Genomic DNA, 13,683 nt, shown 5'->3' with positions numbered 1-13,683 from the left:
AGTGAAGGGACCGGCATCACAAGGGTCTGGATTTTCCACATCCGAATTCATGTCCGGCCCGTAGAGAAGACGAAAGGAGCTACCCATGGCCTCTGGAGTCAGTACGATGGCCCCGAGCGAAGGCAACCTCGCCCGGTATCTGCAGGAAATCCGCAAGTTCCCGATGCTCTCCCCGGAGGAAGAGGACCGGCTCGCCCGCGCCTGGCGGGACAATGAAGACCAGGCGGCCGCCCACAAGCTCGTCACCTCGCATCTGCGTCTCGTGGCCAAGATCGCCATGGGCTATCGCGGGTATGGCCTGCCGCTCGGCGAACTCATCTCCGAAGGCAATGTCGGCATGATGCAGGCGGTCAAGCGGTTCGACCCGGAACGCGGCTTCCGCCTCGCCACCTACGCGATGTGGTGGATCCGCGCCGCCATCCAGGAATACATCCTGCATTCCTGGTCGCTGGTGAAGATGGGCACGACCGCCGCGCAGAAGAAGCTGTTCTTCAACCTGCGCCGCCTCAAGGGGCAGATGCAGGCGATCGAGGATGGCGACATGCAGCCCGAACAGGTGGAAAAGATCGCCCGCGTGCTCGGCGTTCCCGAGCAGGACGTGGTGAGCATGAACCGCCGGCTGACCGCGCCCGACCACAGCCTCAACGCGCCGATCCGCATGGATGGCGAGGGCGAGTGGCAGGACTGGCTCGTCGACGATGCCGACAGCCAGGAAGAGGCGATCGGCGATCATGAGGAGATGACCGGCCGCCGCGCGCTTCTCGCCACCGCGCTGAAGACGCTGAACGACCGCGAGCGGCACATCCTCATCCAGCGCCGCCTGAAGGACGACCCGACGACGCTCGAGGACCTCTCGCAGCAATACAACATCTCGCGCGAGCGGGTCCGCCAGATCGAGGTGCGCGCCTTCGAGAAGCTGCAGAAGTCGATGAAGGCGCAGGTGGCGGAACAGCGCGCCGAGCAGCGCCAGGCGCTGGCCGATCGCGCCGTCGCCTGATCCATAAAGCGGTTTTCCAGCCCCTGCGCCCGCCCCGGGCGCAGGGTTTTTTCTGCCCGAAGCTCAGGCGGCGACCCGCCAGACCTCGCCGTGCTCCTCCGCCTGCGCCTCGGCGCGCAGCTTGAGCAGATGGGCGAGAACGTTGCGTTCGGCGGCGATCTTCAGCATCGGGTCCTGCTTCGCGTAGAGCCGGGCGGCGATGTCCGTCACCGTCGCCGGTCCGGCGCGCAGCGCCTCCAGAATCGCCGCCTCGCGCCGCAGCCGGTGCGCCAGCATCTCCCGCACCAGCTCGCGCGGCCGCTCCAGCGCCGGGCCATGCCCCGGCAGGTAGAGCACCTCGGTCCGGCCGAGCAGGCGTTCCAGGCTCGCGTAATAGGCCTTCATGTCGCCATCCGGCGGGTTCACGATCGACGACGACCACGACATCACGTGATCGGCGCTGAACAGGATCTCGCCCACCCCCGGCACCTGAAAGGCGAAGGCCAGGTGGTCGCTGGCATGGCCGGGCGTGTGCAGCGCCGTCAGCCCCGCGACGACATCCCCCTCGCCGATCGGCCGGTCCGGCCGGAACATCGCGGTCGCCGGGCGATGGAAGCCGTAGGTCGGCGCGCCGGTGGCCGATTGCAGCCCGGCCGTAGCACCCAGATGGTCGCGATGCGTGTGCGACAGCACGATGCGCCGTATCGGCACGCCCGCCGCCGCCTCGATCACGTCGCCGACATGGATCGGGTCGTCGGGGCCCGGATCGAGCACGGTCAGCCCGTCCTCGCCCTCGATCAGCCAGGTGTTGGTGCCATGATAGGTCATCACCCCGGGATTGCGGGCCACCACGCGGCGAATGCCGGGCAGCACCTGATGCGGAACGCCGCGGCGCGGCTCCGCCTCGGTCAGGAACGGCACGCGCTCACCGGGCCCGGCGCCCGTCCTCCGGTTTCAACTCTGCGGAAATTGTCCATGCGCCGAGCTTAGACCGGCGCCGCGGCCCTTGACCAGCGCCGCGCCGCCCCCTTGACGCGGCGCGCCACACCCGATGATCTCGCCGCGCACGCCCGCGCCGGCAAGGCGGCGGGATCGGATCATCACACGGGAGGAGACGCGCATGCCGCAACACGATCTGGAAGCCCTCTGGGAAGCGCATTGCCGCTACGAATTCGAGACCCGCGACGTCGATGCCACCATGGCCACGATGGTCGCCGACCCCTATGTCAACCACATCCCGACCATGACCGGCGGCGTCGGCCATGACCACCTCAAGCGCTTCTACAAATACCATTTCATCGGCGCCAACCCGCCGGATACCGAAATGGTGCCGGTCAGCCGCACCGTGGGCGCCAGCAGCATCGTCGACGAGATGATCTTCCGCTTCACCCACACCTCGGAAATCGACTGGATGCTGCCCGGCATCCCGCCGACCGGCCGGCGCGTCGAGATCCCGCTCGTCGCGATCGTCCGGTTCGAGGGCGACAAGCTGGTTCACGAACACATCTACTGGGACCAGGCCTCGGTGCTCGTGCAACTCGGCCTGCTCGACCCGGCGGGGCTGCCGGTCGCCGGCGCCGAGACCGCGCGAAAGGTGCTGGACAAGACGCTGCCGAGCAACACGCTGATGAAGGCCTGGGCCTCCAGCGAGGGCCGCCCGATCTGAGCGGCCCGCCCGGGGCGCCTCAGTGCAGCAGGCGGGAGCCGGAAAGCCGGCCCAGCTGTTCACGCCTGAGCCGGGCGACGATGTGGCACAGATCGCTGAAGCTCTCGATCGCCGCCATGCGGTCGAAGCCGATGACGATGCCGAACTCGTCCTCGGCCTCGACGATCAGGCTCAGCGTCGTGATCGAATCCCAGGCGCGCACCGTGCGTGTCGATGCGCGCGCGATCTCGGTCGGCGCGAGATCGGGGAAAAGGCGCGCGAAGATCATCCCGACACGCGCCGAAACATCGTCAGCCTGATCTGCCATTCGCACGTGCATCTCCCTCTCCGATCGCGCCGCAAGCCGGCCGGCGCGATGTGCCAGCCCCCGTCAGCCGCGGGAAGCGGCAGGCCGGCGCCGCGACGTTCACATTCGTTCGCGCCGCCGGCGAACCGCGCCGGCAGGACGTCGATGCCACGAACATGGAAAACTTGAATGTGATGGGCATCATAGCCACCGACCGAAGCGGACCGACGACGTGCCGCGAGCCTGGCCAGCTTGCGCCGGCGGCCCGTCAGAACAGTTCGATCTCCCCCGCGGCGGGCAGCGGCACGACATCCTTGGCGCCGCTGAGCCGCTCGGCCAGGGTGCCCAGCACGACGGCGCGCGCCGCCCGCGAAGGATCGACCAGCCAGGTCTCCGGCAGGCCCCGGCGCAGATGCTCCATGAAGGTGCGCAACCCCTGCAGCCTCTGGGTGAGGATGTCGAGCATCTGGGCTTCCTGCCGGCACAGGCTGCTCTCCGGCGAGGCGACGAGCGCCGGGCTGAGGACCTCCTGCATCCGTTCGGCATAGGCGCCGAGATCGACCAGTTCGGCCTCGATGATCGCGAACAGCTCGTTCATCGTCATGCCGGTCGGAATGTCATTCATCGTCTCGTCCGGGAGGGCGTGGCTGATGTCGGATGCGGCCATGGCGGGGGGATTCCGTTCAGAACAGTTCGACCGCCCCGCTCGGCGGCGGCGCTCTCAGGGTGCGCAGGTCGGGCTCGGCCCTCAGCAGGGCGGGCTGGTCGGCGGCCAGGAGCGTCTGCCGCGCCCTGCCGGAGACCGGCCAGAACTGGATCCGCCGCCCCCGCTCCCCGCGCAGGCTGCCGCCGACGATTTCGATTCCCTCGGCGGCGAGGAACCGCTCGGCGAAATCGGCGTTGAGCCGGCCGATATCGGTCAGCCCCTTCATCAGGCAGGCCCCGCCGAACAGCTTCGCCTTCAGCCGGTCGCGGCGGGCGCCGTGGCGAAGCAGGTCGTTGATCAGGAGTTCCATCGCATAGGCGCCATAGCGCATCGCGGCGCCGCCGCCGCCGGCCTGCGCATGGGCATCGCCGGGCAGGAGGAAATGATTCATCCCGCCCACGGACGCGCCCGGATCCCAGAGGCAGGCGGCGACGCACGATCCGAGAATCGTGCACAGGACGGCTTCCGGATCGTGTTCGACCCGATGCTCGCCCTGCACGATGTTGATGCGGCGAGCATAGTCCGGTGATGCGGCGGCAACCGGCGTCACGTCAGCGTCCCGAGCACGGCTTCGATCTTCTCCTTCAGGGACTCGGTGGTGAAGGGCTTGATCAGGTAATTGTTCACGCCGTGCTCGACGGCGGTCATCACCATCTGCTTGTCCGCGCGGCCGGTGAGCATGATGAAGGCGGTCTTGCTGATCGGCCCGTGCGCGCGCACCGCCCGCAGCAGGCTGAGCCCGTTGAATTTGGGCATGTTGTAGTCCGAGATCACGAGGTGGATCGGCGTCTTGCGCGTCAGCAGCAGCTTCAGCGCCTCCTCGCCATCCTCGGCCTCGACGATTTCGCCGATTCCGAGCGCTTCGAGCCCGACCCGCGCGAGGCTGCGTATTGTCTGCTGATCGTCGACGACAAGAACGGTCAACGAGCTGGCCAAAGGCATCAGACTGCCTCCCTGTAAGTAAGATTCGTGCTCTTGATGATCTGGTCGGCGATCGCCGGCAGCGGCAACTGCCGCTCCACCGCGCCGATCTCGAACGCCGCCTTCGGCATGCCGTAGACGATCGACGAGGCCTCGTCCTGCCCGATCGTCTCGGCACCGCTCTGGCGCATGGCGGCCAGCCCCTCGGCGCCATCCCGGCCCATTCCGGTGAGGATGACCCCCAGGGCCCGCCCCTTCATGACGCGGGCGAACGAGCCGAACAGAACGTCCACCGAGGGGCGGTGGCCGCTGACCCGCTCGCCCTGATGGAGCCGGCAATGCAGCCGGCCGGACCCCGCGACGCCGGCGATTTCGAGATGGGCGTCACCCGGCGCGACATAGACATGGCCCGGCTGCACCACCGCCCCGTTCTCGGCCTCCGCCACGACCGGCGCGCAGAGCCGGTTCAGCCGGTCGGCGAAGCTGCGGGTGAAGGAGGGCGGCATGTGCTGCACCACCAGCGTGGGCGGGCAACTCGCCGGAAAGCGGGACAGCACCTCGATCAGCGCCTCGACGCCGCCGGTCGACGCGCCGATCGCGACGAGCCTTCCGTCGGACCTGAACCCGCCGGCCGACGAGACCGCCGCCGGCCGCGCCGGCGCCGCCTCGCGCGGCCGCAGCCGCAGCCGCGTCTTGGCCGCCGCCTTCACCTTCTCGCCCAGCATGTCGAAATCGTGCCGGTCACCCAGGGACGGCTTCGGCACGCAGTCGAACGCGCCGGCCTCGAGCGCCTGCAGCGTCACCTGCGCGCCTTCCGAGGTCAGGCTGGACACCATGATCACCGGCGTCGGCCGCAGCCGCATGATCTTTTCCAGGAAGTCGAGCCCGTTCATGTTGGGCATCTCGACATCGAGGGTGATCACATCCGGATTGAGTTCCTTGATCGCGCTGCGCGCCTCGTAGGGATCGCCCGCCTCGCCGACCACCTCGATCTCCGGGTCGCGCCGGAGCGAGGCGGAAATCACGCCGCGCATCGTCGCCGAATCATCCACGATCAGAACGCGAACCGTCATCCTCTCATCTCCCGGGCACCGGCAAGCCGGTATGTGGTGATGCCATCGTTGCCGAGAGCGCGTTCGGCCGGGCCGCTCACGCGCTCGGAATGGCCGATATAGAGCGCCCCGCCCTCCTCGAGCAGCGGCACCATTCGGGCCCATACCTGTTTTTGCGTTTCGTCGTCGAAATAGATCACCACGTTGCGGCAGAAGATCGCGTTGAAGCGGCCGCGCATCGGCCAGGTGCCGATGAGGTTCAGGGGCCGGAACGCGACGAGCGACCGCGCGGCCTCGGCAATGCGGAACTTGGGCGAATTGTTGTTCGCCGGCTCGAACCAGCGCTCGCGCAATTCGGGCGGCACCGCGGCGATCTCGCTCGCCTCATAGAGGCCGGCCCGGCCGGTCGCCAGCATTGTGCGGTCGATATCGGTGGCCAGGATCCTGATGTCGAACCGCGGCGCCTCCGGCAGCAGGGCCAGCACGGTCAGCGCGATCGAATAGGGCTCCTGCCCGCTCGAACAGGCCGCCGACCACAGCCGCACGCGGCCACCGCTGCGCGCATGGGCCATCAGCGGCGGCAGGATCCGGCTGCGCAGATGCTCGAAATGATGGGGCTCGCGGAAGAACCGCGTCACGTTGGTGGTCAGCGCGCCCAGCATTTCCTGCCGCTCGGCGCCGCCCTGCTGGCTCTCCACCAGTTCGCAATATTCCGCAAAACTGCCGAGGCCGAGCGTGCGCAGGCGTTTCGCCAGCCGGGAATAGACGAGCGTTGCCTTCGATTCGGGCAGCGCGATGCCGGCCTCCTCGCGCATGATCCGGGCGATGGTGCGGAAATCCTCGCGCGTGAGCACGTATTCCGCCCCGTCGATGAGGCCGTCTCCCTCCCGTCGCGGTCGGGGGCGCAGATTCATGCGGCTTCCCGCTCCACCGCCGGCAGCACATGATCGAGCGAGATCAGGCTGATCATCCGCCCGTCCACCGGCATCAGCCCGCGCACGAAGCTCTTGACCACGTCCGAGGCGATGTCCGGCGTCGGCTGGATCGCGTTGTCGTTCATCGTCAGGATGTCGGACACGGCATCGACGAGCAGGCCGACCATCTGGCGATTGATCTGCACGACGATGATCACGTGCCGGGCCGACGGCTCCGAGCGCGGCAATCCGAGCCGGACCGCGAAATCGACGATCGGCAGCACCGCGCCGCGCAGGTTGATCACCCCGCAGATATAGCCCGGCGCCTGCGGCAGCACGGTCGCCGCGGTCCAGCCGCGGATCTCGCGCACGGCCATGATGTCGACACAGAACTCCTGGACGCCGACACGGAAGGCAATCAGTTCGCGGGCTCCCGACCCGCCGGTCATGACATCATTCATCGCTCAACTCGCTGGCATGAGGGTCGGCTCGACGCGACATGCGTCGGCCCGCAGATTGTCGCTCCTCGTCACGGAGACGATGGCATCGACGTCGAGAATCAGGGCGACGCGGCCATCGCCCATCACGGTCGCCGCCGCGATGCCGGGAACCGCCTGGTAGTTCGCCTCCAGGCTCTTGATGACGACCTGGCGCTGGCCCTGGATTCCATCGACCACGAGAACGGCGCGCACGCCCCCCTCGCCCTCGACCAGCAGCGCCACGCTCTTCTCCGGTTCGGCCGGCACCGGGCGATAGCCCAGCGCGGCGCCGACATCGACGAGCGGAATATAGCCACCCCGCATCCCGATCACCCGGACATCGACCCCGAGCATGTGCACCTGCTCGGCGCGGGGCTGCAGCGTCTCGACGATCGCGCTGAGCGGAACGATCAGCGTATGGCCATCCACACTGACCACCATGCCATCCAGCACCGCCAGCGTGAGCGGCAGGCTGAGCGTGAAGGTCGAGCCCTGGCCCGGCCGCGAGGCGATCGAAATGCGCCCGCCCAGCGCCTGCACCGAGCGCCGCACCACGTCCATGCCGACGCCGCGCCCGGAAATGTCGGAAATCTCGCTCGCCGTCGAAAATCCCGGCATGAAGATCAGGTTGTCGGTTTCCTCGTCGGTCAGCTGCGCGTCGGGCGAAATCAGCCCGTTCTCGATCGCCTTGGCCCGCACCCGCTCGCGGTTGATGCCCGCGCCGTCATCCTCGACCTCGATGACGATCCGGCCGGAGCGATGCAGCGCCGTGAGCTTCACCACGCCTTCGGCCGGCTTCCCGGCGGCAAGCCGCGCTTCGGTCGATTCCAGGCCGTGGTCGATCGCATTGCGGATCATGTGGGTGAGCGGGTCGATGATCCGCTCGATCACCGTCTTGTCGACCTCGGTGCCCTCGCCGTCGGTCAGCAGGCGCACCTGCTTGCCGGTCATCGCCGCGACTTCCCGCACGAGGCGCGGCATGCGCTGGAACACCGAGCGCACCGGCTGGGCGCGGATCGCCATCACGCTGTCCTGGATTTCGCGCGTGAGCTGCTCCAGCTCGTCGAGCGCCGTCACCACGGCCGAGGCGCGGGCCAGCCCGGCCTCGAACACCCGCTGCGAGAGCATCGCCTCGTTGATGACCAGCTCGCCGACCAGATCGATCAGCCGGTCCACCCGGTCGAGATCGACACGGATCGTGGCGCCGACGCCGTGCGACGCCTCGCTCCGCGCCGCCGGCGCCTCGGCCGCGGCCTGGGGCGGATGGTCACGTTCGGCCGAAGCCGCCGCCGGCGCCGCTGCTTCCGCCGCGGGTTCCGGCGCCGCGACGCTCGCCGCCGCATTGCGCAGCAACGCGAGGATTTCGTCATCCGACGGCTGGTCGGCCGGCCGGGCCGGCGGCTCCGGCACCGCCGCGCCCTCGGGCTGGCGCCGCTCGATCACCAGTTCGCAATCGTCCTCGACGAATTCGAAGACGGCGCGGACCGCCTCCTCGGAGCAATCCGCATCGAGCGCGATCGTCCAGGTGAGATAGGCGCCCTCGGGATCGAGCGCGGCAAGATCCGGCAGGCACTCGGGGTCGACCGTCACCCGCGTCGGGCCGAGGCGGCCGAGTTCGCGCAGCAGCAGCGCGGTCTCGTTGGCTTTCGCGTAGAGATCGGCGAACGGCTTGAAGCGGATCATCCAGCCTGGCGCCGCCGGCCTTTCCTCCGCGGCGTCGATCGCCACCGGCACCGCCGCGAACGCGATATCGCCGAAATCGTCGTCGGCTTCGTCGGCCGCGGCGCCGGATCCACCGGTCAGCTGGCGCAATTCGCCCTCGATCCCGGCGATGCGCGCCTGATCGGTGCTGCCGCCGTCGCGCGCCGCCCGCACCAGGTCGGCCAGCGCATCGGCGGCGCGCAGCAGGAGCCGCATCGCCTCCGGCGCGGGGTCGAGCCGCCCGGAGCGGATCAGATCCAGTGCCGTCTCGAACACATGGGCGAAATGCACCAGGTCTTCGAGGCCGAACGCACCCGCGCCGCCCTTGATCGAGTGAACGGCCCGGAAGACGGCGTTCACCGTCTCGGAATCGGTCTCGCCGGCTTCCATCCGCATGAGGCCGGATTCAAGCTCGGCAAGCTGCTCCTCGCATTCCTGGAAAAACGTTTCCCGGATTTCGGCCATCGGATCCATCGATCCACCTCCCGTCATGCGGCAACCCGGCGGATTGCGTCCACAAGCTTCACCGGGTCGAACGGCTTGACGATCCACCCCGTCGCGCCCGCCGCCTTGGCGCGGGCCTTCTTTTCCGGATCAACCTCGGTGGTCAGCACCAGCATCGGCGTCGACCGCCATGATGCGTCCCGCCGCACCGCCTCGATGAAACCGAAGCCGTCGAGCCGCGGCATGTTGATGTCGGTCACGATGACATCCGGCGTCTCGGCCTGCAGCACTTCGAGCCCATGCACGCCGTCCTCGGCCTGGACCACGCGAAAGCCCGCCTCGACCAGCGACATGCGCAGCATGTCCCGCATGGTGCGCGAATCATCCACGGTCAGAATCGTCTTGGTCACGCGGAAATGTCCTCCTGAAATTGAAACGCGGCGGGCCCGACACCGAAAAGGTCGAGCGATGCGACCATCTGGTCCGACATCGGCCCGATGCGGAACGCGTGCCCGTCCGCCTCCCAGGTGGCCCGCGCCGAGAGCAGGACCTGGAGGCACTGGCCGCCAAGCCGCTCGACCGCGCCGGCATCGATCCGAAGATCGCCGCCGCGACGGGCCAGCAACGCCTGCGCCAGCGGCGACGCCGCCTTGAGGTCGAGAATGGGATCGAGCATCAGCTGTTCCGTGGTGTCGGTCGTGGTTGACATGTCGTTCAAAAATCCTCCCAGCCGTCATCGCCGGCAGCGGCCGTCACGGCGGCGGACGGCGCCGGCGCACGCGGGGTGACCGGCCGCGCCGGCGCGGCGGCGCGCATCGTTGCCGACGTCTCAAGTCTGGAGCCGGTGCCCGCGACCCCGCGCCGGCGACCGGGGGCGGCACCCGGCGCCGCGACCGGGGCGCCGATCTGGAACCGGCCGATCATCGCGGCGAGTTCGTTGGTTTCCTGCAGCAGGTTGTGGCTCGCGGCGGTGGATTGCTGGACCATGGCGGCATTCTGCTGCGTGGTCTGGTCCATCTGGCCGACGGCGGCATTCACCTGCACCAGGCCGGTCGACTGCTCCTGCGCCGAGGCGGCGATTTCGCCGACGACGCCGTTGATCTCGCCGATCTGGGCAACGATCCGCTCCAGCGCCCGGCCGGTCTGCCCGACCAGGTCGACCCCCGCGACCACCTGCTGGTTCGATGTCGAGATCAGCGTCTTGATCTCCTTGGCCGCGTCGGCCGAACGCTGCGCCAGCGCGCGCACCTCGGAGGCGACCACGGCGAAGCCGCGCCCCGCCTCGCCGGCCCGCGCCGCCTCGACACCCGCGTTCAGCGCCAGCAGGTTGGTCTGGAAGGCGATCTCGTCGATCACGCCGATGATGTTGCCGATCTGCTTCGACGACGCCTCGATCTCGCCCATCGCCTGCACGGCCTGGGACACCACGGCGCCGCCGCGCTCGGCATCCTGCGTCGCGGTGCCGACCACATTCCTTGCGTGGATCGCCGCCTCCGCGGTCTTGCGCACCGTCGCGGTGATCTCGTCGAGGGCGGCGACCGTCTCCTCGAGGGTGGCGGCCTGCTGCTCGGTGCGGCGGGAGAGATCGTCGGCCCCGCTGGAAATCTGACCGGTGCCGGCGCCGATGGCCGCGGCATTGGTCGCGATCAGCCGCATCGCCTCCTGCAGGCGGTCCATCGCGGCGTTGAAGTCGGTCCGCAACGTCTCGAATTCCGGCGCGAACGGCTCCATCAGCCGCTCGGTGAGCACGCCGGCGGCGAGCCTTTCGAGCGCGCCGCCGAGGCTGCGGATCATGCGGTCGAGCCGCTCGCGGACCTCGGCCTCGCGCAGCCGCTCCGCGCGGCTCCGCTCGGCCTCGCGGTCGGCCATCGCCCGCACCTCGCCCTCGGCGCGCTGCCGGGCCAGCTCCGCCTCGCGGAAACGGTCGATCACCCGGGTCAGCCGGCCGACGCAATCGCGATACCCGGTGAAGCGCACGGGCGCGCCGTAATTGCCGGCGACCATCGACTCCATCCGCTCGATCGTGGCGGTGAACGGGTCGGTGATCACCCGCCAGGTGACGTAGCCGCCGACGATCGACCACAGCAGGGTCACGGCGCCGACCACCACGGGCAGCCCTTCCGGCCCGCCGTTGCCGGCCCAGATCACGGCCAGGAAGCCGGCGAGGATCAGAAAGGTCTCCGACCCGAAGGCGACGGCGAGCTTGGTCCGGATCGGCGCGACCTCGCGGAACCAGGTGATCATCGCCCGCCTCCGGACAGGCGCGGCTGCGGCGCGAGCGCTTCCGGCGTGGCGCCGGAGCCTCTTCGTCGATGCCGGCCGCACGGCAGGAACTGGCGGTCAAGATCGGTCATGCAATACGACTCCGCACTGGGCACGCCTCCGCGTTTCCGAAACGGCTTCCGGATGCCGGCGGCGAATGTCGCGGCGCGCGCAGTACCGACCCTGTTGGCCCCGCAAACGCGCTTCCTCGCACACCGGCGCGGCTGAAGCCCGCCCCGGCAGCGACCCTATGAGCGAAAGATTATGGGATCGTTAATCCGGCGAACCGTTGCGGCATTTTTTGCCGCCGGCACCGCGCGGCCCGTTCAGCCGGAGGCGAGTTCCCGCGACCGGGCGGTGGCGGCGGCGATCGCCCGGCGCATCGCGTCCGGCCAGGCCGCATCGTCCATCAGCACGGCGAGCGCGCGCTCGGTGGTGCCCTTCGGGCTGGTGACGGCGCGGCGGAGCGCATCCGCCGGCTGGTCGCTCGCCGCGAGCAGCGCGGCCGAGCCGATCACCGTCTGGCGGGCGAGGCGGCGGGCGAGATCCGCCGGAATGCCCTGTTCGAGGGCGGCCGCCTCCAGCAGTTCGACCAGCAGGAAGACGTAGGCCGGTCCGCCGCCGGAGACCGCCGTGACCGGATCGAGCAGCGCCTCGTCGTCCACCATCGCGACGTCGCCGACCGCGCCGAGCAGCGCCTCGGCCAGCGCGCGGCGCGCGGGCGCCACACCCGCGCCGGCCACCGCCACCGTGATGCCCTGGCGCACGGCGGCCGGCGTGTTCGGCATGGCGCGCACGATGGCGCCGCCCGGAAAGCGGCCGGCCAGCCAGTTGATCGTGATTCCCGCCATGATCGAGACGATGACGGCCTCGCCGGCGAACCGCGCCAGCCCGTCCACCGCCGCTTCCGCCATCTGCGGCTTGACCGCGAGGATCACCGCGCCCGGCGCGAAACCGGCCGGGACCGCCCCGATGGAGGGCACGACCTCGACCCCGTCACCCGCCAGCGCCTGCGCCTCGGCGCCCGGATCGATGACGACGACGCGGGAGACGCCGCGCTCGCGCCAGCCGGCGAGCATGGCCGAGCCCATCTTGCCGCCGCCCAGAAGCAGCAGCGGCGGCAGCACCGCGTCGGTCATGCCTCGCCCGCGCACTCCAGCATGGCCGCGGCCAGCGCCTCGTCCGGCGTCTTGCCGCCCCACAGCACGAACTGGAAGGCGGGGAAGAACCGCTCGCACTCCGACACCGCGATATCCACCATGTCCTCGACGCTTTCGGCCGAGGCGCCGCCGGCGCCGCGCAGCAGCACCGAATGGCGGAACACCGGCATGCCGTCGTCATGGTCCATGCCGAAATGGCCGATCCAGAGCTTCTCGTTCGCCCGGGCCAGCAGCTCGTACAGCGCGCCGCGCCGGCGTTCCGGCGCCTTGAGGTCGAAGGTGCAGGAGAAATGCATCACCGAGATCTCGTGCGACCACGAGAAATAAAGCCCGTAGTCGCACCAGCGCCCGGGCGCCTCGGCCGCCATTTCGCTGTCGCTCCGGCGGTCGAACGCCCAGTCGTTGGCGGCGACGACCTGCTCGACGATATCCAGCGGATTGCTGACGGTTTCGGGGGATTCAGTGGCCAGGGAGGTCATAGAGGATCTCCTCCTTGAGTGCGGGAGCCAAGCCGGAGGCGGCGAGCCGGTTGCCGACCGGCGGATGACCGCTCCGAATCGGAGTGTACCGTAAGTTCATGTGGCGCCGCAATCGAACTCTACAATCCCACGATAAACAAACGATAAAACCCGCCGTGAGGGGCGGGTTTCATGCAGTTCTCGCTATGAGTGCGGCGAGGATCAGGCCGATTTCGCCTCGCGCCGGGCCGCCGCCTTCGCCACGCGGCGCTTCAGGGTGCGCGCCTCGTCGGTCAGCTTGCGGTTCGGCGTGTCCAGCAGGAACGCGTCCAGCCCGCCCTTCTGCTCGATCGTCGCGAGGCCGCGCGGCGTCACGCGCAGCTTGACCGAATGGCCCAGTGCGTCGGACTGCAGCGCGCTGTCCTGCAGGTTCGGCAGGAACCGGCGGCGCGACTTGTTGTTCGCGTGGCTCACATTGTTGCCGGAGAGCACGCTTTTGCCGGTGATGTCGCAGCGACGGGTCATGACGAAAACCTCGATCCAGAAAGCCGGCGTGCCGGCCAGAAGCGGAGACGGAACACGAAAACACGTCCCGCGCCATGGACCCCACGGCGCGGCGTTGCGGCTATATCGCCAAATCCGGCGTCCGGGTCAAGCG

General features: G+C 69.2%; 17 protein-coding genes. 2 read left to right on the top strand and 15 right to left on the bottom strand.

Going from position 1 to position 13,683, the window contains the following annotated elements; all coding sequences use genetic code 11:
• Positions 1-85 precede the first annotated feature (85 nt).
• Positions 86-997: an RNA polymerase sigma factor RpoH gene (rpoH, locus tag ACRY_RS16090; RefSeq protein ID WP_172637335.1), complete on the top strand. Its 912-nt coding sequence runs from the start codon at positions 86-88 to the stop codon at positions 995-997.
• Between the two features lie 63 nt (positions 998-1,060).
• Here rpoH and ACRY_RS16085 read toward each other — a convergent pair whose 3' ends face one another.
• The gene (locus tag ACRY_RS16085; RefSeq protein WP_012040256.1) at positions 1,061-1,897 is read right to left on the bottom strand and encodes an MBL fold metallo-hydrolase; all 837 of its coding nucleotides are present in this window, start codon (positions 1,895-1,897) and stop codon (positions 1,061-1,063) included.
• 199 nt (positions 1,898-2,096) lie between these two features.
• Between ACRY_RS16085 and ACRY_RS16080 the strand changes: the two genes are divergently transcribed.
• Positions 2,097-2,642 carry an ester cyclase gene (locus ACRY_RS16080; RefSeq protein ID WP_012040255.1) on the top strand — a complete coding sequence of 182 codons (546 nt, stop codon included), beginning with the start codon at positions 2,097-2,099 and terminating at the stop codon, positions 2,640-2,642.
• 19 nt (positions 2,643-2,661) lie between these two features.
• Here ACRY_RS16080 and ACRY_RS16075 read toward each other — a convergent pair whose 3' ends face one another.
• The 14 genes from ACRY_RS16075 to rpmB all read right to left on the bottom strand — a co-directional run bounded on the left by ACRY_RS16075 (position 2,662) and on the right by rpmB (position 13,550).
• On the bottom strand, positions 2,662-2,949 hold the full coding sequence (locus ACRY_RS16075; protein ID WP_013640968.1) for an acyl carrier protein: 288 nt from the start codon (positions 2,947-2,949) through the stop codon (positions 2,662-2,664).
• Between the two features lie 247 nt (positions 2,950-3,196).
• Positions 3,197-3,595, bottom strand: a complete 399-nt coding sequence (locus ACRY_RS16070) for a hypothetical protein (protein WP_007424130.1) — start codon at positions 3,593-3,595, stop codon at positions 3,197-3,199.
• 16 nt (positions 3,596-3,611) lie between these two features.
• Positions 3,612-4,184 carry a chemoreceptor glutamine deamidase CheD gene (locus ACRY_RS16065; RefSeq protein WP_007424129.1) on the bottom strand — a complete coding sequence of 191 codons (573 nt, stop codon included), beginning with the start codon at positions 4,182-4,184 and terminating at the stop codon, positions 3,612-3,614.
• Positions 4,181-4,576, bottom strand: coding sequence for a response regulator (locus tag ACRY_RS16060; RefSeq protein ID WP_007424128.1), 396 nt, complete (start codon positions 4,574-4,576; stop codon positions 4,181-4,183). The genes ACRY_RS16065 and ACRY_RS16060 overlap by 4 nt, the downstream gene beginning before the upstream one ends.
• Positions 4,576-5,628, bottom strand: coding sequence for a protein-glutamate methylesterase/protein-glutamine glutaminase (locus tag ACRY_RS16055; protein ID WP_012040254.1), 1,053 nt, complete (start codon positions 5,626-5,628; stop codon positions 4,576-4,578). Before ACRY_RS16055 ends, ACRY_RS16060 begins: the two co-directional genes overlap by 1 nt.
• Positions 5,625-6,521, bottom strand: a complete 897-nt coding sequence (locus tag ACRY_RS16050; protein WP_007423752.1) for a CheR family methyltransferase — start codon at positions 6,519-6,521, stop codon at positions 5,625-5,627. The genes ACRY_RS16055 and ACRY_RS16050 overlap by 4 nt, the downstream gene beginning before the upstream one ends.
• The gene (locus ACRY_RS16045) at positions 6,518-6,982 is read right to left on the bottom strand and encodes a chemotaxis protein CheW (RefSeq protein WP_012040253.1); all 465 of its coding nucleotides are present in this window, start codon (positions 6,980-6,982) and stop codon (positions 6,518-6,520) included. Before ACRY_RS16045 ends, ACRY_RS16050 begins: the two co-directional genes overlap by 4 nt.
• Before the next feature lie 3 nt (positions 6,983-6,985).
• The gene (locus ACRY_RS16040) at positions 6,986-9,175 is read right to left on the bottom strand and encodes a chemotaxis protein CheA (protein ID WP_035187914.1); all 2,190 of its coding nucleotides are present in this window, start codon (positions 9,173-9,175) and stop codon (positions 6,986-6,988) included.
• Between the two features lie 14 nt (positions 9,176-9,189).
• Complete coding sequence (locus tag ACRY_RS16035; protein ID WP_007423757.1) at positions 9,190-9,555, bottom strand: response regulator; 366 nt, start codon at positions 9,553-9,555, stop codon at positions 9,190-9,192.
• Positions 9,552-9,854 (bottom strand): STAS domain-containing protein, encoded by a 303-nt coding sequence (locus ACRY_RS16030; RefSeq protein WP_012040251.1) that lies wholly within the window; start codon positions 9,852-9,854, stop codon positions 9,552-9,554. The genes ACRY_RS16035 and ACRY_RS16030 overlap by 4 nt, the downstream gene beginning before the upstream one ends.
• Before the next feature lie 5 nt (positions 9,855-9,859).
• Positions 9,860-11,389 carry a methyl-accepting chemotaxis protein gene (locus tag ACRY_RS16025; protein WP_012040250.1) on the bottom strand — a complete coding sequence of 510 codons (1,530 nt, stop codon included), beginning with the start codon at positions 11,387-11,389 and terminating at the stop codon, positions 9,860-9,862.
• A gap of 344 nt (positions 11,390-11,733) precedes the next feature.
• Positions 11,734-12,546: a pyrroline-5-carboxylate reductase gene (proC, locus tag ACRY_RS16020; RefSeq protein ID WP_012040249.1), complete on the bottom strand. Its 813-nt coding sequence runs from the start codon at positions 12,544-12,546 to the stop codon at positions 11,734-11,736.
• Positions 12,543-13,046, bottom strand: coding sequence for a YbjN domain-containing protein (locus tag ACRY_RS16015; protein ID WP_007423650.1), 504 nt, complete (start codon positions 13,044-13,046; stop codon positions 12,543-12,545). Before ACRY_RS16015 ends, proC begins: the two co-directional genes overlap by 4 nt.
• 201 nt (positions 13,047-13,247) lie before the next feature.
• Positions 13,248-13,550: a 50S ribosomal protein L28 gene (gene rpmB, locus ACRY_RS16010; RefSeq protein WP_007423649.1), complete on the bottom strand. Its 303-nt coding sequence runs from the start codon at positions 13,548-13,550 to the stop codon at positions 13,248-13,250.
• Positions 13,551-13,683 lie beyond the last annotated feature (133 nt).

This window comes from Acidiphilium cryptum JF-5 (genome assembly GCF_000016725.1).
GTDB classification, from domain to species: domain Bacteria; phylum Pseudomonadota; class Alphaproteobacteria; order Acetobacterales; family Acetobacteraceae; genus Acidiphilium; species Acidiphilium multivorum.
The sequence above is the reverse complement of the archived record's forward strand: the minus strand, read 5'-3'. Positions and strand labels throughout refer to the sequence as shown.

Bases quoted from the DNA above. Each gene is read 5' to 3' on its own strand.
- rpoH (WP_172637335.1), top strand. From the start codon at position 86: ATGGCCTCTGGAGTCAGTACGATGGCCCCGAGCGAAGGCAACCTCGCC.
- ACRY_RS16080 (WP_012040255.1), top strand. From the start codon at position 2,097: ATGCCGCAACACGATCTGGAAGCCCTCTGGGAAGCGCATTGCCGCTAC.
- ACRY_RS16075 (WP_013640968.1), bottom strand. From the start codon at position 2,949: ATGGCAGATCAGGCTGACGATGTTTCGGCGCGTGTCGGGATGATCTTC.
- ACRY_RS16070 (WP_007424130.1), bottom strand. From the start codon at position 3,595: ATGGCCGCATCCGACATCAGCCACGCCCTCCCGGACGAGACGATGAAT.
- ACRY_RS16060 (WP_007424128.1), bottom strand. From the start codon at position 4,576: ATGCCTTTGGCCAGCTCGTTGACCGTTCTTGTCGTCGACGATCAGCAG.
- ACRY_RS16055 (WP_012040254.1), bottom strand. From the start codon at position 5,628: ATGACGGTTCGCGTTCTGATCGTGGATGATTCGGCGACGATGCGCGGC.
- ACRY_RS16050 (WP_007423752.1), bottom strand. From the start codon at position 6,521: ATGAATCTGCGCCCCCGACCGCGACGGGAGGGAGACGGCCTCATCGAC.
- ACRY_RS16045 (WP_012040253.1), bottom strand. From the start codon at position 6,982: ATGAATGATGTCATGACCGGCGGGTCGGGAGCCCGCGAACTGATTGCC.
- ACRY_RS16040 (WP_035187914.1), bottom strand. From the start codon at position 9,175: ATGGATCCGATGGCCGAAATCCGGGAAACGTTTTTCCAGGAATGCGAG.
- ACRY_RS16030 (WP_012040251.1), bottom strand. From the start codon at position 9,854: ATGTCAACCACGACCGACACCACGGAACAGCTGATGCTCGATCCCATT.
- ACRY_RS16025 (WP_012040250.1), bottom strand. From the start codon at position 11,389: ATGATCACCTGGTTCCGCGAGGTCGCGCCGATCCGGACCAAGCTCGCC.
- proC (WP_012040249.1), bottom strand. From the start codon at position 12,546: ATGACCGACGCGGTGCTGCCGCCGCTGCTGCTTCTGGGCGGCGGCAAG.
- ACRY_RS16015 (WP_007423650.1), bottom strand. From the start codon at position 13,046: ATGACCTCCCTGGCCACTGAATCCCCCGAAACCGTCAGCAATCCGCTG.
- rpmB (WP_007423649.1), bottom strand. From the start codon at position 13,550: ATGACCCGTCGCTGCGACATCACCGGCAAAAGCGTGCTCTCCGGCAAC.